23 protein-coding genes are annotated in these 19,180 nt (G+C 64.2%); 8 read left to right on the top strand and 15 right to left on the bottom strand.

What is annotated here, in order from left to right; all coding sequences use genetic code 11:
• Nucleotides 1-133: 133 nt before the first annotated feature.
• The 4 genes from C4K39_RS07815 to C4K39_RS07800 form a co-directional block, all read right to left on the bottom strand.
• A complete protein-coding gene (locus tag C4K39_RS07815; protein WP_068586060.1) occupies nt 134-1,051 on the bottom strand; it encodes a 5-oxoprolinase subunit C family protein in 918 nt (305 codons plus the stop codon).
• On the bottom strand, nt 1,048-1,752 hold the full coding sequence (pxpB, locus tag C4K39_RS07810; protein WP_068586063.1) for a 5-oxoprolinase subunit PxpB: 705 nt from the start codon (nt 1,750-1,752) through the stop codon (nt 1,048-1,050). Before pxpB ends, C4K39_RS07815 begins: the two co-directional genes overlap by 4 nt.
• Nucleotides 1,749-2,501, bottom strand: a complete 753-nt coding sequence (locus C4K39_RS07805) for a 5-oxoprolinase subunit PxpA (RefSeq protein ID WP_124346048.1) — start codon at nt 2,499-2,501, stop codon at nt 1,749-1,751. The genes pxpB and C4K39_RS07805 overlap by 4 nt, the downstream gene beginning before the upstream one ends.
• 69 nt (nt 2,502-2,570) lie before the next feature.
• Nucleotides 2,571-3,854: an MFS transporter gene (locus tag C4K39_RS07800; protein ID WP_124346047.1), complete on the bottom strand. Its 1,284-nt coding sequence runs from the start codon at nt 3,852-3,854 to the stop codon at nt 2,571-2,573.
• Nucleotides 3,855-3,987: 133 nt separating this feature from the next.
• Between C4K39_RS07800 and C4K39_RS07795 the strand changes: the two genes are divergently transcribed.
• A complete protein-coding gene (locus C4K39_RS07795) occupies nt 3,988-4,908 on the top strand; it encodes a LysR family transcriptional regulator (RefSeq protein WP_068586072.1) in 921 nt (306 codons plus the stop codon).
• A gap of 7 nt (nt 4,909-4,915) precedes the next feature.
• Here the strand turns inward: C4K39_RS07795 and C4K39_RS07790 are convergent, their stop codons facing one another.
• From C4K39_RS07790 to C4K39_RS07780, 3 genes are read right to left on the bottom strand one after another with little or no spacing between them, the layout of a single operon-like run.
• Nucleotides 4,916-5,458, bottom strand: coding sequence for a DUF2937 family protein (locus C4K39_RS07790; protein ID WP_068586075.1), 543 nt, complete (start codon nt 5,456-5,458; stop codon nt 4,916-4,918).
• Nucleotides 5,459-5,468: 10 nt separating this feature from the next.
• Nucleotides 5,469-6,245: a class II glutamine amidotransferase gene (locus tag C4K39_RS07785; RefSeq protein ID WP_124346046.1), complete on the bottom strand. Its 777-nt coding sequence runs from the start codon at nt 6,243-6,245 to the stop codon at nt 5,469-5,471.
• A 33-nt stretch (nt 6,246-6,278) separates the two neighbouring features.
• Nucleotides 6,279-6,767: an MFS transporter gene (locus tag C4K39_RS07780; protein WP_068586083.1), complete on the bottom strand. Its 489-nt coding sequence runs from the start codon at nt 6,765-6,767 to the stop codon at nt 6,279-6,281.
• A gap of 108 nt (nt 6,768-6,875) precedes the next feature.
• Between C4K39_RS07780 and C4K39_RS07775 the strand changes: the two genes are divergently transcribed.
• Nucleotides 6,876-8,930: a S9 family peptidase gene (locus C4K39_RS07775; RefSeq protein WP_124346045.1), complete on the top strand. Its 2,055-nt coding sequence runs from the start codon at nt 6,876-6,878 to the stop codon at nt 8,928-8,930.
• Between the two features lie 93 nt (nt 8,931-9,023).
• Nucleotides 9,024-9,497, top strand: coding sequence for a cyclic nucleotide-binding domain-containing protein (locus C4K39_RS07770; RefSeq protein ID WP_068586090.1), 474 nt, complete (start codon nt 9,024-9,026; stop codon nt 9,495-9,497).
• Between the two features lie 18 nt (nt 9,498-9,515).
• On the opposite strand, the gene C4K39_RS07765 is transcribed toward C4K39_RS07770, so the two are convergent.
• Nucleotides 9,516-9,803 (bottom strand): hypothetical protein, encoded by a 288-nt coding sequence (locus C4K39_RS07765; RefSeq protein WP_068586093.1) that lies wholly within the window; start codon nt 9,801-9,803, stop codon nt 9,516-9,518.
• A 171-nt stretch (nt 9,804-9,974) separates the two neighbouring features.
• Between C4K39_RS07765 and C4K39_RS07760 the strand changes: the two genes are divergently transcribed.
• From C4K39_RS07760 to C4K39_RS07750, 3 genes are all read left to right on the top strand, one after another.
• The gene (locus tag C4K39_RS07760; RefSeq protein ID WP_068586096.1) at nt 9,975-10,349 is read left to right on the top strand and encodes a YajD family HNH nuclease; all 375 of its coding nucleotides are present in this window, start codon (nt 9,975-9,977) and stop codon (nt 10,347-10,349) included.
• A gap of 98 nt (nt 10,350-10,447) precedes the next feature.
• Complete coding sequence (locus tag C4K39_RS07755) at nt 10,448-10,915, top strand: RNA methyltransferase (RefSeq protein WP_031321120.1); 468 nt, start codon at nt 10,448-10,450, stop codon at nt 10,913-10,915.
• An 82-nt stretch (nt 10,916-10,997) separates the two neighbouring features.
• Entirely contained in the window at nt 10,998-11,372 is a 375-nt protein-coding gene (locus C4K39_RS07750; RefSeq protein WP_124346044.1) for a YgaP family membrane protein, read from the top strand.
• Between the two features lie 8 nt (nt 11,373-11,380).
• On the opposite strand, the gene C4K39_RS07745 is transcribed toward C4K39_RS07750, so the two are convergent.
• Together C4K39_RS07745 and C4K39_RS07740 are read right to left on the bottom strand one after the other, a co-directional pair.
• A complete protein-coding gene (locus C4K39_RS07745; protein ID WP_068586102.1) occupies nt 11,381-12,616 on the bottom strand; it encodes a hypothetical protein in 1,236 nt (411 codons plus the stop codon).
• A 54-nt stretch (nt 12,617-12,670) separates the two neighbouring features.
• Complete coding sequence (locus C4K39_RS07740; protein ID WP_068586105.1) at nt 12,671-13,120, bottom strand: YcgN family cysteine cluster protein; 450 nt, start codon at nt 13,118-13,120, stop codon at nt 12,671-12,673.
• 271 nt (nt 13,121-13,391) lie between these two features.
• On the opposite strand from C4K39_RS07740, the gene C4K39_RS07735 reads away from it, so the two are divergent.
• The gene (locus C4K39_RS07735; protein WP_124346043.1) at nt 13,392-13,985 is read left to right on the top strand and encodes a nitroreductase family protein; all 594 of its coding nucleotides are present in this window, start codon (nt 13,392-13,394) and stop codon (nt 13,983-13,985) included.
• 57 nt (nt 13,986-14,042) lie between these two features.
• Here C4K39_RS07735 and C4K39_RS07730 read toward each other — a convergent pair whose 3' ends face one another.
• From C4K39_RS07730 to C4K39_RS07715, 4 genes are all read right to left on the bottom strand, one after another.
• A complete protein-coding gene (locus tag C4K39_RS07730) occupies nt 14,043-14,975 on the bottom strand; it encodes a D-2-hydroxyacid dehydrogenase (RefSeq protein ID WP_068586110.1) in 933 nt (310 codons plus the stop codon).
• A gap of 119 nt (nt 14,976-15,094) precedes the next feature.
• Nucleotides 15,095-15,388 carry a YcgL domain-containing protein gene (locus C4K39_RS07725; protein ID WP_068586113.1) on the bottom strand — a complete coding sequence of 98 codons (294 nt, stop codon included), beginning with the start codon at nt 15,386-15,388 and terminating at the stop codon, nt 15,095-15,097.
• Nucleotides 15,385-16,518 (bottom strand): ribonuclease D, encoded by a 1,134-nt coding sequence (rnd, locus tag C4K39_RS07720; protein WP_124346042.1) that lies wholly within the window; start codon nt 16,516-16,518, stop codon nt 15,385-15,387. Before rnd ends, C4K39_RS07725 begins: the two co-directional genes overlap by 4 nt.
• Before the next feature lie 121 nt (nt 16,519-16,639).
• A complete protein-coding gene (locus C4K39_RS07715) occupies nt 16,640-17,302 on the bottom strand; it encodes a class I SAM-dependent methyltransferase (RefSeq protein WP_068586164.1) in 663 nt (220 codons plus the stop codon).
• Between the two features lie 175 nt (nt 17,303-17,477).
• Between C4K39_RS07715 and C4K39_RS07710 the strand changes: the two genes are divergently transcribed.
• Nucleotides 17,478-18,260, top strand: coding sequence for a transporter substrate-binding domain-containing protein (locus tag C4K39_RS07710; RefSeq protein WP_068586118.1), 783 nt, complete (start codon nt 17,478-17,480; stop codon nt 18,258-18,260).
• Here C4K39_RS07710 and cynR read toward each other — a convergent pair.
• Complete coding sequence (gene cynR, locus C4K39_RS07705) at nt 18,239-19,126, bottom strand: transcriptional regulator CynR (RefSeq protein ID WP_124346041.1); 888 nt, start codon at nt 19,124-19,126, stop codon at nt 18,239-18,241. The genes C4K39_RS07710 and cynR overlap by 22 nt on opposite strands.
• Between the last annotated feature and the right edge of the window lie 54 nt (nt 19,127-19,180).

Genomic DNA, 19,180 nt, shown 5'->3' with positions numbered 1-19,180 from the left:
GGCACAGCCGCCCCAGCGGGCCTTTTCGCAGCCTCGCCACGGCTCGACAGCGGCTACACGGTATAACCCGTTTCGTGGAGCCGCTGCCGCAGGCTGCACACGGGCGCGCAGCGGCCGCCACAGCCATCAGCCACTACACAAAGCGGCGCAAGAACGCCAACTGCTGCCGATGCGCTGTCTCCTGCACCACCGGCGCCAGGCGCACCTGGCTACCCGGCAGGCACTGCGCCAGCCGCGCCAGGGACAAGGGCGTCAGCGCCCCCAGGCGTGGATAACCACCGATGGTCTGCCGGTCATTGAGCAGTACGATCGGCTGGCCATCCGGCGGTACCTGGACCGCGCCCAGGGCAATGCCTTCGGAAATCATCGGCTGGCCCTGGTACTGCAATTTCGGCCCCAGCAATCGCGCGCCCATGCGATCGGCCCGGCTGTCCAGGACCCAGTCGCTGTTGAAGGCGTCGAACAGGCTCAAGCCACTGAACTGGCCCACCTGGGCCCCAAGAATCAACTCCAGCGGCGCAGCGGATTGCAAATCCGGCATCTGCACCGCCGCCAGGCTACGCAGCGCACCCGCCGTTCCCGAGTACCCCAGCACATCGCCCTCGCTCAAGGACCGGCCCAGTCCATCGAGACCGCCCAGGGCTTCACGCAGCACACTGGCACAACTGCCCAGCACCCTGGGCGCATCGAAACCACCCGGTGCCGCCAGATAGGCCCGGGCCCCGGAGACCGGCTGGGTGAGGCGCAGCCGCTGGCCTTTTTGCAGGATGAAGCTGCGCCCCGGCGCCAAGGGGCGTTCATCCACATAAGCCCCCAGGTCGGCTCCTGCCAGCGCCAGCAGGCAGTAGTCCTCGGCCAGCAGGGTAAAGCCGCCCAGGGTGACTTCCACCACAGGGGCATCCAGGGCATTGCCCAGCAGCCAGTTGGCCCAGGACATCGACACCCAGTCCAGCGCCCCGCCCTGGGTCACGCCCAAGTGGCGCACGCCAAAGCGTCCCGCGTCCTGCAATAGGCACAAGGGGGTGCTGGCCTCGATCGACAAACGGCTCATGCCGACACCTCCAGAGGCCGGTCGTCACCTCCCAGGCGGATGAACTCCGCATGCTCCACCGGCGCAAAGCGCACCCGGTCCCCCGGCTGCAACAGGCTATAGCCATCACGCTGGCGATCGAACAAACGACTCGGTGTCCGCCCGATCAGGTTCCAGCCACCGGGCGAGACCACCGGGTACGCGGCGGTCTGGCGCTCGGCAATACCAACGCTACCGGCTGCCACGCGCTTGCGTGGAGTATCGAGCCGGGGCGCTGCCAGCAACTCTTGCACCAGTCCCATGAACGCGAATCCGGGGGCAAACCCCAGGGCGAACACCTGGTACTCGCGCTGGCTATGGCATTCGATCACCTCGGCCACCGACAACCCGCTACGCCGGGACAACAGCGCCAGCTCCGGCCCGACGCTGGGGTCATACCACACCGGCAGCACGTGCTCGCGCCCACCCCGGGCATCGAGCGGGGTCAACTCGGCCAGGGCCGTATCGATCAACGCTCGTGCCTCGGACGGGGCCAGGGCATGCAGGTCGTAATGCAGCATCAGCGTGGTGTAGGACGGCACCAGGTCGATCAACCAGGTGCCGAAAGCCTGGCGCAAACGCTCGGCAGCGGAGAGCATCCAGGGCATGTTGTCTTCGGCGATGCTCTCGAACAGACGCACCATCAGGCAATCGATGGCCACCACTTCAATCGTTGGTTTCATAGACCGCACTGCTGGTTCAAGGCTTCACGGATGCGCTGTACCGCTGCCACCGAGCTGGCGTTGTCGCCATGCACGCACAGGGTATTGGCCTGTAGCAGCAAGGCGCTGCCATCGCTGGCGACCAGGGGTTCGCCTCGGGCGATGGTCAGGGCTTGCCGGACGATGATCTCGGGGTCGTGGTGCACCGAACCGGGTACCTGGCGCGATACCAGATGCCCGGCATTGTCATAGGCCCGGTCGGCGAAGGCCTCGAACCACAGGGTCACGCCATATTCGTCCCCCAGGGCCTGGGCCGCACTGTTGTCGCGAGTGGCCATGAGCATCAGCGGCAGTTGCCGGTCGTAGGCCGCGACCGCCTGGATCACCGCCCGCAACTGGCTCGGCTTGGCCATCATGTCGTTGTACAGGGCGCCGTGGGGCTTGACGTAGCTGACCTGCGTCCCCTGGGCCCGGCAGATGCCATCGAGGGCACCGACCTGGTAGTGCAGCAGGTCCTGGATCTCTTGTGGGGAATAGCTCATGGAGCGGCGACCGAAGCCAGCCAGGTCCTGATAGGCAGGGTGGGCCCCGATACGCACGCCATTGGCCAGGGCCAGGCTCACGGTCTTGCGCATGATCCCCGGGTCGCCGGCATGGAAACCGCAAGCGATGTTGGCGCAATTGATAAAGGGCATGACCTCGGCATCCAGGCCCATGGTCCAGTTGCCAAAGCTTTCGCCAATGTCGCAGTTCAATAGCAGGCGGCTCATGGTCGGCACTCCTGTGTTGTTATAGGTTCGCGCTGCAAGGCAGCGATACCGCGCCTTGCAGGTTATCAGTTAGCGTGCCTCGAGTTCCTTGCCCCGGGTCTCCGGCAGGCTCAAGGCCGACAGCACCACCACGGCGTAGGAAACCGCGGCGAAGGTGCCGATGGCCACGCTCAACGCGACATGTTGGCTGAGCAGGCCGATCAGCAGTGGAAACAGCGCCGCCACTGCCCGGCCGCTGTTGTAGCAGAAGCCCTGCCCCGAACCCCGGATGCGCGTGGGGAACAGCTCGGTGAGGAAGGCCCCCATGCCACTGAAGATACCCGAGGCGAAGAAGCCCAGGGGAAAGCCCAGCCAGAGCATCACGGCGTTGCTGACCGGCATCTGCGTATAGAGCAGGATGATGGTGAAGGAGCCGGCGGCGAACAGTACGAAGTTCTTCTTACGCCCCAGGATATCGGTCAGGTAGGCACTGATCACATACCCCACGTAGGAACCGACGATCACCATGGCCAGGTAGCCACCGGTGCTGAGCACGCTCAGGCCGCGCTCGGTCTTGAGGAAGGTCGGCAGCCAGAACGTGATCGCGTAGTAGCCGCCCTGGGCACCCGCGGCCAGGAGCGAGGCCCGCAGGGTGGTACTGATGATCCCCGGGGCGAAGATCTCGTAGAAGCGCGGTGGATTGCTCGGCGCCTCCTTGGCCCGGGTTTCCCGATAGACCTCGGGGTCCTTGACCAGGCGCCGGACGAAAATCACGAAGATCGCCGGCAGGATGCCGAGGATGAACAGGCCGCGCCAGGCGTCTTCCGGCGGGAGCAGGGAAAACAACAGCGCATAGAGCAACGCCGTCAGCCCCCAGCCCAGTGCCCAGCCGGACTGCACCATGCCCACTGCCTTGCCACGGTTCTGGGCGCGGATCACTTCACCGATCAGCACCGCACCGGCGGTCCATTCGCCACCGAAGCCGAACCCCATCAGGGTCCGGGCCACCAGAAGCTGTTCATAGTTCTGGGCCAGGCCGCAGACAAAGGTGAAGAAGGCGAACCACAGCACCGTGAGTTGCAGCGTGCGCACCCGGCCAATGCGGTCGGAGAGAATCCCGGCGATCCAGCCGCCCAGGGCCGAGGCGAGCAAGGTGCTGGTATGGATCAGGCCGGCCTCGGCCGAGGTGATCCCCCAGAGGGCGATCAGTGTCGGGATCACGAAGCTGAGCATCTGGGTGTCCATGCCGTCCAGGCCATAGCCGATCTTGCAGCTCCAGAACGCCCGGCGCTCCTGCTGGTTGATGTCTGTATACCAGTCAAACGGGCCGGCGCGGCGCGGGGCCTTGGCGGCCAGTGTCTCGGGCGCACTCATGGCGATCTCCAGGGTTATTGGTGTTGTTCTGGGCCCCGACGACGCATATCGTGGGTCGGCGCATTCTTCGACTCGGGCCTGGCACCCGTCCAACTAATAAAAGCCGTCCCAAGGCATAAGAAAAGTTGATCCCATGAATCTCAAGTTCCTCGAAACCTTCATCTGGGTCGCTCGGCTGAAGAACTTCAGCCTGACTGCGGAAAAGCTCTTCACCACCCAGGCAGCCGTGTCCAGCCGCATCGCGGTGCTGGAGGGTGAGTTGGGGGTCAAGCTGTTCCTGCGCGACTCGCGGGGCGTGAGCCTGACTCCGGAAGGGGTGAAGGTGCTGGAGCATGCCGAACAGATGCTCGACACCCTACAGGCATTGAAGCAGTCGATAGAGGCGCCCTCGAGCAAGGTCGGGCGGCTGCGGATCGGGGTCATGGACACAGTGATCCACACCTGGCTCAGCCCCCTGGTGGCGCAGATGATGGACCACTATCCCCAGGTGGAAATCGAGCTGGTGGCCGATACCTCGCTCAATCTTTGCGAGCAACTGCAAAAGGGCTTTCTGGACCTGGCGCTGCAGACCGATCTGCTACGCCGGGAAAGCATCCGCAGCCTGGAGCTGGCCAGCTACCCGGTCAGCTGGATCGCCGCCAGCGATTCGATCTACAACCGCCATTACGACTCCCTGGCCGAACTGGCCCGGGAGCGAATCGTCACCTACTCGAAGAATTCCCTGCCCCATCAGCAGGTGATGAGCCTGATGCAAGCCAGCGGCGTGCTGGCTCCCAGGCTCAGTTGCGTCAACTCGGTCTCGGCCATCACCCGCCTGCTGCGCGACGGCTTCGGGATCGGCGCGCTGCCGCCAGTGTTGGTGCGCGAGGAACTGGCCCGGGGCGAGCTGACACAGTTGGACATCGATCAGCGCCCACCGAACCTGCAGGTGGTGGTGTCGTGGCGGGTGGGAGTGGAGTTGGTGGAGGACATCGTCGGGCTGTGCCAGCGCGTCGTGCAACGCTATGCCCAGAAGGTCGGCCAGGAGCATCTGCTCCTGGCACCGTCCCTGTAGAGAGGGCTCAGAGCCCCTTGAGATCGCGCTCTTCGATGGGCCGGCTCTGGCGCAGGCGACGACCGCCGAGCACGACCCAGTCGATCAGCCGGTACAGGCATTCCAGGCCGAAGGACAGCAGCAAGGCGCCGCCCATGGCCCAGGACATCGCCTCCGGGGTCAACAGGATCTGGTAGCTGTAGCCATCCCAGGTTTCCTTGCGGATCGCCGGGTCGGCCGCCAGGGCGACTTGCAGCATGCGGATGTACCAGGGGCCTTGCATCGCCTGGTACTGCTTGTCCAGGGCGAGCTGGCGACTGAGCAGGCCGCTCAGGCTGTCGGCATCGCTGCGAAACACCGGATCGTCGCTGGCCCGGTAATGGGCCACCAGGGCGTTCAGGTCGCCCTTGAAGAACTGCTGCGCGGTGGCCTGGAACCCTTGCAGGCTGTTCTGCGATTCGATCATGTGGGCTTCGACCCGCTTGGCGTAGTCGCTGATGAAGCCCGGCACTTGCACACCGATCAACAGGCCGGCCGCGAACAACACCAGACGCAGGTAACTGAGCAACATAGGAGTGTCCTTATTCGGTCTGGCCATGGCTGATGCACTCTCCGCGCCGCCACAGGCTCCACTGTCCCGGCTGGTAGCGGGTCCAGGTTTCGTTTTCGGTCAAGGGTTCGGTGGCGATCACCGTGACCACGTCGTCCGGGGTGGTTTCTGCCTGGAAGTCGACGATCACATCGACATCCTTCAGGCGGGCCGGGCCGAACGGTGCGCGCCGGGTGATCTGCGCCAGCTTGGTGGAGCAGTAGCAGAACAGCCAGTCGCCATCGCTGAGCAAGGCGTTGAACACCCCCTTGCTGCGATACTCGCTGCAGGCCTGGATCAGGATCGGCAGCACTTGCTCGATCGCAATCGGCTCGGGAAATGCCTGGCGGACCCGATTGAGCAAGTCGCAGAACGCCGCCTCGCTGTCGGTATCCCCCACCGGGCGATAGAACTGGGTCTCGGGCTGGAAATCCGCCAACTGGCCGTTATGGGCAAAACACCAGTTGCGGCCCCACAGCTCACGGACAAAAGGATGGGTATTGGCCAGGCAGACCTTGCCGACATTGGCCTGGCGGATATGGCCGATGACCACTTCGCTCTTGATCGGATAGCGCTGCACCAGATTGGCCACTTCCGACTCGCTGCTGGCCGCAGGGTCCTGGAACAGGCGCAGGCCCCGGCCTTCGTAGAAGGCAATGCCCCAACCATCACGATGGGGGCCGGTACGACCGCCACGCTGCATCAGCCCGGTGAAGCTGAAGACGATGTCGGTCGGTACATTGGCGCTCATGCCCAACAATTCACACATGCTCGGACTCTCGCTGCAGTGCCGGGGACAACGTTACAAACGCGGCTCGACCCGCGTGTTCAGGGGAGCACTGCCAGCAGGCGGGCGACCGTAACGATCATTGCCGGCACTGCCAAAAGGCTGGTCATCTTCCGCTTCAGCCGCCTTGGCTGCGGCTTTCGCCGCTTCGCTGCGCTGGCGGCGCTCGCGCATCGAGCGCTCTATCGGCCAGCGGATCAGCACGAACAGCAGGTACACGCCGAAGGCGATCATGCCGTACATGAACAGATCGGAAACCGCGCGCCAGGCGTTGTTACCCACCTTGAAGGCCACGTCCAGGGCGGTGATGGCCACGGCCGGAGCGATTTTTTCCTTGACCGGGTCGATGATGGTCGGGCTGAACAGCAACACGGCGACCAGCACGCGCAACGGCTCGCGCAACCAGCGCCACATCCAGCGGGTCAGGCGCATCCATACCAGCAGGCAGCCCAAGGCGGCGAAGGCATAGCAGCCCCAAGCGATCAGATAGTCGTTCTCGGTCATGGTGTCCGTGGCAAGGCAGGCAAAGAGGCGCTTATGATAACGACTTTTCCCGTGTCAGGCTGCCCCGCCGTCTGCCAAGCCCTCATTTGTCATCGTTCGAGAGCCCCCATGCCCTTACCTGCCAATGACACCAGCGCCCCGATCGCCCACAAGGCCGCCGGCGCTGACCCCTACGCCTGGCTGCAGGAGCGCGACACCGACGCGGTGCTCGATTACCTGAAGGCGGAAAACAGCTACCAGGAACGCCAACTGGCCCAGCAGGCGCCCCTGCGCGAGGCCCTGTTCCAGGAAATCAAGGGACGAATCCTCGAGACCGACCTGTCGCTGCCCTCGCCCTGGGGCCCCTATCTGTATTACACCCGGACCACTGCCGGCGACGAATACGCCCGGCATTACCGCTGCCCACGCCCGGCGGACGACAGCCTGACGGTGGACGAAAGCCGCGAACAACTGCTGCTGGACCCGAACGTCCTGGCCAATGGCGGTTTCTTCTCCCTGGGCGCCTTCAGCATCAGCCCCGACCATCAGCGGCTGGCCTATAGCCTCGACACCAGCGGCGAGGAGACCTACACCCTGTTCGTCAAGGAACTGGCCAACGACAAGGTCAGCGAACTGCCGTTCCAGCAGTGCGACGGCAGCATGACCTGGGCCAACGACAGCCAGACCCTGTTCTTCGGCGAACTGGACGAGACCCATCGTCCACACAAGCTGTTGCGCTATCGCCTGGACGGCACAGCGGCCGAAGAGGTGTTCCATGAACCGGACGGGCGCTTCTTCCTGCATTGCTACCGCGCCAGCTCCGAACGCCACCTGCTGTTGTCCCTGGGCAGCAAGACCACCAGCGAAAGCTGGGCCCTGGACGCCGAGCAGCCGCACCAGCCATTCACCTGCCTGGCGCCCCGGGTCGAGGGCCATGAGTACGATGTCGACCACGGCCAGCTCGAAGGCCGCTGGACCTGGTTCATCCGCAGTAATCGCGAGGGCATCAACTTCGCCCTCTACCAGGCCCAGGACACCGGTCGTGTTCCCGACCAGGACGACTGGCGCCTGCTGGTTGCGCATAACCCCGAGGTGATGCTCGATGGCGTGACCCTCAATGCCGGGGCCATGACCCTGAGCCTGCGCGAAGGCGGCCTGCCAATCATCGAGGTGCACCCGCAAGGCCTGCCCAGCTACCGCGTGCAATTGCCAGACGCCGCCTACAGCCTGCACGTACAAAACAGCCTGGAGTTCGCCAGCGAGCGTATCCGCCTGCGCTACGAAGCCTTGAACCGCCCGGCCCAGGTACGCCAGTTGCAACTGGCCGACGGCCAGCAGCAGGTACTCAAGCAGACCCCGGTGCTGGGCGAGTTCGACCCTGATGCCTATGTCAGCCAGCGCCTGTGGGCCACCGCCACCGATGGCACCCGGGTGCCCATCAGCCTGGTGGTCAAGCGCGAGTACCTGGGTCGTCCTACGCCTCTGTACCTGTATGGCTACGGTGCCTATGGCGAGAGCCTCGACCCGTGGTTCTCCCATGCCCGCCTGAGCCTGCTCGATCGCGGCATGGCCTTCGCCATCGCCCATGTGCGAGGTGGTGGCGAGCTGGGCGAAGCCTGGTACCGAGCCGGCAAGCAGGAGCACAAGCAGAACACCTTCAGCGACTTCATCGCCTGCGCCGAGCACCTGGTGGCCCAGGGCCTGACCACCTCCCGCCAACTGGCCATCAGCGGTGGCAGCGCTGGCGGCCTGCTGATCGGCGCGGTGCTCAACCAGCGCCCCGAGCTGTTCCAGGTGGCCATCGCCGAAGTGCCGTTCGTCGATGTGCTCAACACCATGCTCGACCCGGAACTGCCATTGACCGTCACCGAGTACGACGAATGGGGCAACCCCGAGGAGCCGCAGGTGCATGCACGCATCAAGGCTTACGCCCCTTACGAGAACGTGCAGGCCCAGGCCTACCCGGCCACGCTGGTGATCGCCGGCTACAACGACAGCCGCGTGCAGTACTGGGAAGCCGCCAAGTGGGTGGCCAGGCTGCGGGCGACCAAGACCGACGACAACCTGCTGTTGCTCAAGACCGAACTGGGCGCCGGCCACGGCGGCATGAGCGGGCGCTATCAGGGATTACGTGACGTAGCCCTCGAATATGCCTTTGTCCTGAACATTCTGGGCCTGGGCTGAGGAACTCCCGGCGGCGCTCCTGTCTTAATCCGGGACCGCCGCCGATCCGGGCCTGCGCCCAAGCCACCGACACAAGAAAAAGACCGTGATCCCATGTCCGAACCCACCCTGCTGAACAATGAAATCCGTGACTGGCTGATGGACTGCGGCCTGTTCGACCAACTGTTGCCCGCCGACTTCAACGCGGCGGCCGGCTACTTCAGCATCAGCAGCATCGCCCAGGGCGAGGCGATCTTTCATGAGGGCGATGCCGGTAGCTTCATGTGCATCATCCACAGCGGCCAGGTAGCCGTGCAGAAGCGCAGTCACGACGGCCAGCTCTTGAGCGTCGCGACCCTGCGCAGCGGCCGGGCCTTTGGCGAAATGGCGGTACTCGATGGCGAACGGCGCTCCGCCACCTGCGTGGCGGCCAGCGATTGCCAGTTGCTCAACCTGGGCAAGGACTCCCTGGAGAAAATGCTCAATGATGCGCCGAAGATCGCCGCCAAGATCATCCGCGCCCTGGCTGTCTCGCTGTCCAAGCGCCTGCGCATGGCCGACGGCCAGTTGCTCGCACAGCAGGTCTGACCCTGGCCAGGCCGCTCCCTAGCGACCCGACTTGCTGTCGTTCTGCTCAGGAGCTGGCTGGGTCTGATCCTTGGGCGGCTTGGGCATGTCGATTGGCGGCAACAGCGGCGCGCCGCCATTGCTGGCCTTCGGAGTGCTGGGGGGAGTCACTTGTGGGTAAGGGGTGGGCGTGGCGGTTCCCGGCGTGCCGAGTGTCGGCGTGGGAGTGACCACCGGAGCGCTTTGTGGCTCATCGGCCCAGGTCGGGCCCATTCCTGCGGCAAGGGTCGCCGCCAGTGTCAGCACCGTCGCAATAGTGCGTTTCATCAATGACTCCATGGCTATTGTCTGGCGTCAGGCTACTCCCAACCGCAGGGTTTTGCCTGCCCCAATACGATGTCCCGGCAAGGTTTCGTCATGCCGGGACTGACGAGGCCCCAAGGGCCTGGGCTAAACTTCACCCATTACCGTCATTAGTCTTTCTACAAAGGTGAACCCATGAGTTCGTCCACTCCTAGTTCCAACACCGCCAAGCTGGACCGCATCCTTGCCGACGCCCAGCGCGACCGGGAAATGGGCTACCGCGACAAGGCGCTGAAGATGTACCCCCACGTCTGCGGCCGCTGCGCCCGTGAGTTCTCCGGCAAGCGCCTGAGCGAGCTGACCGTGCACCACCGCGACCACAACCACGACAACAATCCCCAGGACGGCTCCAACTGGGAATTGCTGTGCTTGTACTGCCACGACAACGAACACTCGCGCTACACCGACCAGCAGTATTTCGGCGAGGGCTCCCTGAGCACGCCGAAAGTCGCCAAGGCCACCCACAACCCCTTCGCCGCCCTGGCCGGAATGATGAAGAAAGACGAATGAGAATGCGGATGTGGCCAGGGTTCTCCCTGGCCACAACGGCCCCCGGCCTTGGAACAATCGCCGTATAATCGCGCTTTTTTCTCCAAGGCTCCTCGCTCGTGGCAAACAAAAGGTACAGCTGCATCGGTTTGTATAACCCCAAGTCACCGGAGAACGTCGGTTCGGTGATGCGCGCCGCTGGCTGCTATGGCGTCGCCTCGGTGTTCTACACCGGCAAGCGCTATGAGCGTGCCCGCGACTTCGTCACCGACACCAAGAAAGTCCATCAGGACATTCCGCTGATCGGCATCGACGACCTGAAGAAGATCCTCCCTTTAGGCTGTATTCCCGTTGCCGTGGAGCTGGTCGAAGGCGCCCGCCCACTGCCCGAATACACCCACCCCGATCGCGCCCTGTACATTTTCGGCCCGGAAGACGGCTCCCTCGACAAGGAAATCCGCGACTGGTGCGAAGACGTGATCTACATCCCCACCAACGGCTGCATGAATTTGGCGGCCACGGTCAACGTGGTGCTCTACGACCGCCTGGCCAAGGGCAACAACACCCGCTCCGGTCCCAAGTTCTGAAGCATCACCGCTCGATGCCCGGGAACCGCCAGGGGCTCCTCGCAGTCAGCCCTATATCACTCACCGCCCCAGGAGACAGATCATGAGCGAGCGCAAACAGTTGCAGACGATAGAGTCGACCCCGTTCCAGAGCCCTTCGCAGCAGAACGTCCAGGGTTGGGAGCGCATCGGCTCGCTGGCCGGTGGCGTGGTGATGGTGGGCAAGGGCCTGCGCCGCGGCGGTGTGTTCGGCCTGGTACAGGTGGCGCTCGGCGGTGTGGCCCTGGCCCGAGGCATCACGGGCCACAGTTCGGCCAAGAGCCTGCTGGAAAAGAGCCGCCGGGACATGCACCACGTAAGGACGAAGATCGAACAGGCCTCGGCGGAGCTACGCAACCTGAAGGCCACTGCCGATGCCGCCGGACGTCGTCCAAAGACTACCGCCGAGGATACCAACCTCCCCGGCCACCAGGACTGAGCCCCGGGTCAACGTAGCAACGGGCTGTCCAGGACCCTGGATGATTCCCCCAGCACGCTTTCGCTCAACTGGATGAACTCGGCGGTACTGACGCTTTCCAGGCGCATCGCCGCTTGCAGCACATCGTCCAGTGAGCGCTTGTTGCGGGTTTTCAGGCGGATCTCCCGATCCAGCTCCTGTAGCAACAGCACCGCCCTGGCCACCGTTGCGCTATCCACCTGCTCGCCGCGCAGGCTGCTGACCTTGTGGCCGTCCCGGGCCAGGCGCTTTTGCAGCACCTGATAGCGCTCATCGCTGATCCCTCCGGCCCGGCGCAACAACTCGATGGCGTAGTACTGGGCCAGCCCTTCGCTGATCCAGTCGCTGTGCTGGCTGTCGTTGATACGGGCCAGGGATTGCACCAACTCCCGCAACAGCGGGCTGCTGCCGTTCTCGCCGATCAACGGCAGGCGGCTGTGCAGGTACAGCGAATCGCGACCGGCCAGGCTACCGCGCCACATGGGATCAGCGGCGCCGACGATCAGCAGCTTGCCCGGCTGGCGTGGAAACACCGCCTGCACCTGGGGCCAGACGAAAGTGAGCAACGTCAGGATATCCATGCGGCGCATACCCTGGCCCAGGGGCGAAACCACGCTGACCTCTGTGCTTCCCAGGCGCGTGCGGCGGCTGCCCAGGTTACCGGCGAGCATCCAGCCGAGGGGACGATCGAACAGGCGCGAGGGGTTATCGATGCGAAAGCGCTGCTTGCCGATCCGCGGCCATGCCGTCTCGACACTCTTCCAGCCGCTGGGCAGTTCGAAATCCAGGCGTGCCACCAGCTCGATGCCATCTTGTTGATCGAGCCGGGCCGGCGGCACCAGCGTCTCACCGCGCACCAAGGCCCAGTTGGCATTGCTGCGGCTGTCGTAGCTGCCCTTCTTCGGGCTATGGCTCAAGCGTACCCGGTAGCTCAGGCTGGCCTTGCCGCTGGCCGGGCGCCAGATACCGCGCTGCTCGCCGGTCTCGGCCGGCGCAGCCTGCCATTGGCCATCGGCCTTGAAGTCGCTGTAGTCACCACTCTGGCCCAGGTCAAAATCCAGGCTGCGCAGCGCCGACCCTTCAGCCAGGGTCAGGCGTACTTCGGCCTGGTCGCTCTGGGGCAGGAAACGCACGTGGTAATCCAGATCGACTTTCTGCGCGGCCCAGGCCGATGCATTCAACGCCAGCAGCGCCATGGCCAGCGCCAGCTTCGCCCTCCCCCTCATACACACTCCTTGCTTGAGAGCCCGCCCTGGGCTCGAGGTCAGCGCGGCGATGCCTCAGCCTGCGCGAAAAATCAGGTGATCCTCCCAGTCTTCTTCCGCCACGCTACCTTCGGCCAGCATGCGTCCGGACTGGGAAATGCGCTCATGGTGCACCGCATCGCGATCGCCGCACACCAGGTGGTGCCAGAGCGGCAGGTCCTTGCCTTCGCTCACCAGACGGTAACCGCAAGTGGGTGGCAGCCACTTGAATTCATCGGCCTTGCCCGGCGTGAGCTGGATGCAGTCGGGCACCGACTCGCGACGGTTGGCGTAGTCACTGCACTGGCAGGTCTTCAGGTCCAGCAGCTTGCAGGCGATACGGGTGTAATAGACGCTGTTGTCGTCCTCGTCCTCGAGCTTTTGCAGGCAACACAGGCCGCAGCCATCGCACAACGACTCCCATTCCTCCTGGTCGAGTTGTTCGAGGGTCTTGCGTATCCAGAATGGTTCGACTTTGGCGGCCATGGTTCGAGAATCAGTTTCCAAGGGTGAAAAGGCCGCCAGTCTAGTGCCGAAGGCCCGGCGGGCCAAGCACTGGCGACTACTGGTAACCCGGGGCTTGCCAGCTGCCAGGGGGCACAGTAGCTTTGCTCCCCGGACCACCCCCGCCCGGGTGCCATGAAATGCCAATCACATGGCACCCGGAGCATCCCGCAAGGTCAGGAAAACCCCTTCGCCCAGCTAACTGCGCCTGCCGGTTATTCCATCTTTCCCAAATGTTGTCTGGAGTCTTTGCATGAGCGCCAATCCTCGCGTTGCCGACTACACCATCCACCCGCAATTCACCCAGCGCTGGTCGCCACGGGCCTTCACCGCAGAAGCCATCCCTGAGGAAACCCTGCTGAGCTTCTTCGAAGCCGCACGCTGGGCACCTTCGGCCTACAACTCGCAACCGTGGCGCTTTCTCTATGCCCGCCGCGACACGCCGAACTGGGAACGCTTCCTGGGCCTGCTCAACGAATTCAACCGTGGCTGGGCGCAACACGCTTCGGCCCTGGTGATCGTGATTTCCAAGACCACCTTCACCGCCCCAGGCGCCAGCGAGGAAACCCCGGCCCTGTGGCACACCTTCGACACCGGTTCGGCCTGGGGCCACCTGGCACTGCAAGCCAGCCTCAGTGGTTGGCACACCCATGGCATGGCCGGCTTCGACCAGGAGCTGACCCGCAAGGAGCTGAAGATTCCCGAAGGCTATGCCCTGCACGCTGCCGTGGCAGTGGGCAAGCTGGGCGACAAGTCGACCCTGGCCGACTACCTGCAGGCCCGCGAAGTACCGAGCCCGCGTCGCCCACTGAGCGAAACCGTATCCGAAGGCGACTTCAATCTCTAAACAAGCCTCAAGCTGCAAACCTCAAGCTTGCAGCTTGCAGCTTGCCGCTTCGGCGTCCTAGTAGCCCCGGGCGAAATCCACTTCGCCGCGCAGGGGCTGCTTGGACTGGTAGGCCCGCAAGTTCTCCACGAACAGCTGCACCATCAGCTCCGGCGAGGTCGGTGCCGAGCTGTGGCCCGTCAGCAGCAGGCCCCAGGCAGTCCAGAACGGATGGCGCTGTGGCAATGGTTCCTGGCGACAGACATCGATCACCGCGCCAGCGAGGTGGCCGTCCTTGAGGGCCTGCACCAGGTCCGCATCGACCACCGACACACCACGTCCGACATTGATGAACAAGCCCGTTGACTTGAATTGCTTGAACAGCGCCGCATCGTACAAGTCATGGGTGCTGGGCGTGTTGGGCAACAGGTTGACCACGTAATCCACCTCGCCCACCAGCCGTCCCAGGTCCTTGAGGCCGGCGACCTCGATAAAGGGCGCCTGTTCACGGGCCTGGCTGGCGATGCCATAGAGCTTGACGCCGAACGGCACCAGGAATTGCGCCACGCTCTGGCCGATATCACCGGTACCGACGATCAAGACCTTGCGCCCTACCAGGCTCTGGCCCAGGCGGTTGTCCCACTTGCGTTCCACCTGGCTGACCAGGCGCGCCAACACTTCGCGCTCGTGGCCCAGGATGTAGGTCAGCACGTACTCGGCCATCACCTGGCCGAAGATCCCCACCGCCCGGGTCAGGCGATAGTGGCGAGGCAGGCCATCGGCCAGCAAGGGCGTGATGCCGGCCCATGTCGATTGCAACCACTGGGGCTTGTGCCCCTGGCGCAGCAGGGTCGCCAACAGGTCTGGCTGGCCGAGCCATACCGGGCAGTCCACTGCCAGGCGAGCCAATTCGGCGGAATCGCCACTGGTCAGAACATCCAGGTCCGCAGCCGCCTGACGCAACAGGCGGGCATAAATAGCGTGGTCGTGTTCGGCAATCAGAACGCGCATGGTTCAAACCTTAAAAAACGGTGCAGGCCACCGTCGATGGAGTGTCGCTCCATCGTTCAGGGTGGCCAGGTCAGTCAAGTGCACAGCAAGGGCGCCCGGGACCGAGCGCCTACCAGGAGTCAGACCGGATCATTGCGGCGTAGCAACTCTTCGGGCAGGTGCTCGATGTACTCGTCTTCGGCCGGTGGCATCTGCAGGTGATAACCCTGCTTGTCGAGATTCTCCAGCACTTTCTGGATATCTTCCCGAGCCAGCTTGCGCTCCGGGGTCAACACCAGGTCGAAGGCATGCTGCGGCTTGCCGAACGCCGCCAGCAGGGTTTCCGGCACGCGCTCCAGGGCTTCGCTCTTGAGCACGTAGAGGTACATCTCGTTCTTGCGCGGGCTTCGGTAGATGGAGCAGATATGTTTCAAGGCTGTTCTCCGGCAGTGGCCAGGCTGTCCAGCAGCGCCTGGCCCATCAATTCGCGGCGCCAGCCACGCAGCGAATCAGGCAATTGGTAAGGCCCATTGGGAAAGCCGCTCTTGAGCAGGCTTTCCAGGGTTTTCTTGCGCAGCATCACTTCCGGCGCGATGTCCAGGCGCTCCGCTTCGGCCTGGCCCACCGCCTTCAGGCGCTTGAGCAGGGCCGACGCTTCGATCGGCAACGGCTCGGGCAGGGCCGGCGGCCACTGCTCCGGACCGAGCTTGGCGGTGCGCTTGATCAGGTCCAGGAGGAACTCGCCATCCTGGCGTACGGTCCGTGGGTGCATGTCTTCGATCTTGGCCAGCGCCGACAAGGTATCGGGCTGGGTCCTGGCCAGGGGCCAGAGCGCATGTTCACGAACGATTCGATTGCGCGGCAAGTCGCGGGCTCGCGCCTCACGCTCGCGCCAGGCACACAGCTCGCGCAGCACCGCCAGCTGGGCACGGGACAGTTTCCAGGCCAGCTTGGCATCGCGGTAAACCTCGTTGGGGTCCACTTCGCGACGCAGGTTGGCCACCAGCTCGGCACCGTCTTCAAGCACCCAGCGGTACTTGTCGTCGGACAGCTTGGCACGCAACTGGCCGAATACCTGGGCCAGGTGCACGGCATCTTCGGCGGCATAGCTGACCTGGGTTTCCGAGAGCGGGCGTTGCAGCCAGTCGGAGCGGGTCTCGCCCTTGGGCAACTCGATGCCCAGGACTTCCTGCACCAGGCGCGAATAACCCATGGAGAACCCCAGGTTCAGGTAAGCCGCCGCCAGTTGCGTATCGAACAACGGCGCTGGCAGGCTCCCTGTCAGGCGCAGCAGGACTTCGAGATCCTCGCTGCAGGCGTGCACCACCTTGACCACTGCCGGGTTCTCCAGCAGCTCGGCCAAGGGTTGCCAGTTGTCGATGGTCAAAGGGTCAATCAGGTAGGCGCGCTGCCCATCACCCACCTGCAACAGGCCGGCGATGGGATAGAAAGTGTCGACCCGCATGAATTCGGTGTCGAGGGCGACGAAGGGCAGGTGCTGCCATTCGGCGCAAAACTGACCGAGGCTATCGTTGTCGCGAATCCAGTGTATATCGATGGCCACACGGCTCTCCCTTGAAGAATGGCGCGCAGTATATATCGCCCCGGCCATTTCCGAGCATTGGTCCGATAAGAGCCTGCGAGAAACCCCGGGACGAAAAACAAGAATAGTCCGGGAGCCTGGACTAGCCCTGTTTACTCAACACGTAGATCCGTGAAGGGGCGCATCCGGGAAACAGGTCATGGTGGCTGAGGACGTCGAATCCGGCTTCGGCGAACTCGGCCTCCAGCTGCACCTTGCTCACCAGGGGCAGAGCACCGGCAGCCGTGGTCGCACGCTGCCAGGACTGGAAGAAGTACTCGACCCGGGTCGCGACGATCACCGAGTCACGACTGACCCGGTGGAACTCGCGCAACAGGGCCAGGCGGTCCTCGCCATGGGTGACATGGGCGAACAACTGCATGCAGATGATGCTGTCCACCGCGTTGGCCGACAGGCCGATATCGAACGCCGAGCTATGGAAGGTCTTGATCCGCTTCATCAGGCTGACCGGATGATGAGTCTGGGCGTGGCTCAGCATTTCCTCGGAAGGGTCCGCCGCCAGGATCACCCGGTTGCCATGCTCGGCCAGCACCGGCCAATAACGCCCAGCCCCACACGCCACATCCAGGATCAACCCAGGCTCGCCAGCCACGCTCAAGGCATGGCGCACCAGCCGCGTCGTACGCCAGAGCGCCAGGCGCGTGCCCACCCCGGCAGGCCGGGGCTCACGGCAGACGCGCGCATGCTCCTGGTCGTAGCGCCGAGCGAACTCCAGCTCTATGGACGGTGGGGGGTGGGACGACATGACTGGCAAACTCTTGTTGGAATCCAGGGGCCACAGGTTAACCAGCCATACGTGAAAAAAAGGTCGAAAGCCGGTCAAGCCGCCATTGGCCACGGCCGCGCGGCAATATCCAGGCCCTTGCCCGCCCCGACAAGGCTCCTGCACTATGCCCAGCCGCCATTCAAGGAACGACTCGATGCTCCCACGCCTTCTGCTCAGTACCCTGTTCGGCCTCGCGGCCCCCGCCCTTGCCCTTGCCCAGGAGTCGACCTCGCACCTGGACCAGGTGCTCGAACGCGGCCACCTGACGGTCTGCACCACCGGCGACTACAAGCCCTACAGCTACCTGCGCGATGACGGGCACTACGAGGGCATCGACATTGCAATGGCCGAATCCCTGGCCCAGAGCCTCGGAGTCAGGGTGAAGTGGGTCAACACCACCTGGAAGAGCCTGATGGCGGACTTCCAGAGCCAGCAATGCGATATCGCCGTGGGCGGGATCTCGGTGTCCCTGGAGCGTCAGAAAAAGGCCTTCTTCAGCCAGCCCCTGGGCGTCGATGGCAAGATTCCCCTGGTGCGCTGCCAGGACCTCAAGCTCTACCAGAGCGTGGAGCAGATCAACCAGCCTTCGGTACGCCTGATCGAACCGCCGGGAGGCACCAACGAAGTCTTCGCCCGCACCCGCTTGCCCAACGCCGACCTGACGCTGTTCGCCGACAACGTGAAGATCTTCGACCAGTTGCTCAGCCACAAGGCCGACGTGATGATCACCGATGCCTCGGAGGCGCGCTTCCAGCAACGACGCAAGCCGGGACTGTGCGCGGTCAACCCCGAGCATGCCCTGCAGTACAGCGAGAAGGCCTTCCTCCTGCCCCGGGACGATGTGGCCTGGAAGAGCTACGTCGACCAGTGGCTACACCTGAGCAAGGCCACCGGCGCCTACGACCAGGTGGTCAATCAGTGGTTGGCGGCGCCGTAATCCTGCTCCAGTAACTGCCGGAAAGCCTGGCAAGCCGCGCTGCGATAGGCGCCCCGGCGCCCCAGCAACACCACGCTGCGCGGCGCCAGGGGTGAGGCCAGGGCCAGTGCGCGCAAGCCCGGCTGCTCCCGGGCAATGGCACTGGGCAACAACGTCACCAGCTGCCCGCGACGCACGATCTCCACCAGCGCACTGACCGAATTGGCCTCGATGGCGATGCATGGCGCAATACCCTGCTGGCGGCAATACAGGTCGATATGGCGGCGGGTGGCGAAGTCGCCACTGAGCAATGCCAGCGATTGACGCCCCAGCGCCTCGGCATCCAGCGGCTCTTGCTCCCGGGCCTGGTACTGCGGGCCGACCACCAGGCTCAGGGTCTCGCTGAACAGATCCTGGGGCTCGATTTCCAACAGGTGCTCGCCGGCGAAGGCAATGCCCAGGTCCAGGCGATCTTCAGCCAGGGCCGCCTCCAGGCGATCCTGGGTCATTTCCTCGATGCTCAGGCGGATGCCCGGATAGCGCTGGTTGAACCGGCTGAGCAAGGGCCCGGCCAGGTAGGCGGTGAAGGTCGGGGTCAGGGCCAGGCGCAATGAACCCCGGCTCAGGTCCTGCACGTCGTGCATCGCCCGCCGCGCGGCTTCCAGGTCCTGCAGGGCACGCCGGGCATAGGCGACATAGGCCTGGCCGGCATCGGTCAGGCGCACGCTGCGCCCGGACCGATCGAACAACGGCGCCCCCAGGGACTCCTCCAACTGCTTGATCTGCTGCGACAGGGTCGGCTGCGACACGTGCAGCGCCTCGGCGGCGCGGGTGAAGTTGCAGTGCTCGGCCACGGCCAGCAGGTAACGGATATGACGCAAGAGCATGGCAGCCCCAACTATAGGCATGACTTATGGAAAGCATAATAAACCGGTCTTGGA

It is taken from the genome of Pseudomonas sessilinigenes (assembly GCF_003850565.1).
GTDB classification, from domain to species: Bacteria; Pseudomonadota; Gammaproteobacteria; order Pseudomonadales; family Pseudomonadaceae; genus Aquipseudomonas; species Aquipseudomonas sessilinigenes.
The sequence above is the reverse complement of the archived record's forward strand: the minus strand, read 5'-3'. Positions and strand labels throughout refer to the sequence as shown.

Coding starts and splice junctions, on each gene's coding strand:
- C4K39_RS07815 (WP_068586060.1), bottom strand. CDS start 1,051: ATGAGCCGTTTGTCGATCGAGGCCAGCACCCCCTTGTGCCTATTGCAG.
- pxpB (WP_068586063.1), bottom strand. CDS start 1,752: ATGAAACCAACGATTGAAGTGGTGGCCATCGATTGCCTGATGGTGCGT.
- C4K39_RS07805 (WP_124346048.1), bottom strand. CDS start 2,501: ATGAGCCGCCTGCTATTGAACTGCGACATTGGCGAAAGCTTTGGCAAC.
- C4K39_RS07800 (WP_124346047.1), bottom strand. CDS start 3,854: ATGAGTGCGCCCGAGACACTGGCCGCCAAGGCCCCGCGCCGCGCCGGC.
- C4K39_RS07795 (WP_068586072.1), top strand. CDS start 3,988: ATGAATCTCAAGTTCCTCGAAACCTTCATCTGGGTCGCTCGGCTGAAG.
- C4K39_RS07790 (WP_068586075.1), bottom strand. CDS start 5,458: ATGTTGCTCAGTTACCTGCGTCTGGTGTTGTTCGCGGCCGGCCTGTTG.
- C4K39_RS07785 (WP_124346046.1), bottom strand. CDS start 6,245: ATGTGTGAATTGTTGGGCATGAGCGCCAATGTACCGACCGACATCGTC.
- C4K39_RS07780 (WP_068586083.1), bottom strand. CDS start 6,767: ATGACCGAGAACGACTATCTGATCGCTTGGGGCTGCTATGCCTTCGCC.
- C4K39_RS07775 (WP_124346045.1), top strand. CDS start 6,876: ATGCCCTTACCTGCCAATGACACCAGCGCCCCGATCGCCCACAAGGCC.
- C4K39_RS07770 (WP_068586090.1), top strand. CDS start 9,024: ATGTCCGAACCCACCCTGCTGAACAATGAAATCCGTGACTGGCTGATG.
- C4K39_RS07765 (WP_068586093.1), bottom strand. CDS start 9,803: ATGAAACGCACTATTGCGACGGTGCTGACACTGGCGGCGACCCTTGCC.
- C4K39_RS07760 (WP_068586096.1), top strand. CDS start 9,975: ATGAGTTCGTCCACTCCTAGTTCCAACACCGCCAAGCTGGACCGCATC.
- C4K39_RS07750 (WP_124346044.1), top strand. CDS start 10,998: ATGAGCGAGCGCAAACAGTTGCAGACGATAGAGTCGACCCCGTTCCAG.
- C4K39_RS07745 (WP_068586102.1), bottom strand. CDS start 12,616: ATGAGGGGGAGGGCGAAGCTGGCGCTGGCCATGGCGCTGCTGGCGTTG.
- C4K39_RS07740 (WP_068586105.1), bottom strand. CDS start 13,120: ATGGCCGCCAAAGTCGAACCATTCTGGATACGCAAGACCCTCGAACAA.
- C4K39_RS07735 (WP_124346043.1), top strand. CDS start 13,392: ATGAGCGCCAATCCTCGCGTTGCCGACTACACCATCCACCCGCAATTC.
- C4K39_RS07730 (WP_068586110.1), bottom strand. CDS start 14,975: ATGCGCGTTCTGATTGCCGAACACGACCACGCTATTTATGCCCGCCTG.
- C4K39_RS07715 (WP_068586164.1), bottom strand. CDS start 17,302: ATGTCGTCCCACCCCCCACCGTCCATAGAGCTGGAGTTCGCTCGGCGC.
- C4K39_RS07710 (WP_068586118.1), top strand. CDS start 17,478: ATGCTCCCACGCCTTCTGCTCAGTACCCTGTTCGGCCTCGCGGCCCCC.
- cynR (WP_124346041.1), bottom strand. CDS start 19,126: ATGCTCTTGCGTCATATCCGTTACCTGCTGGCCGTGGCCGAGCACTGC.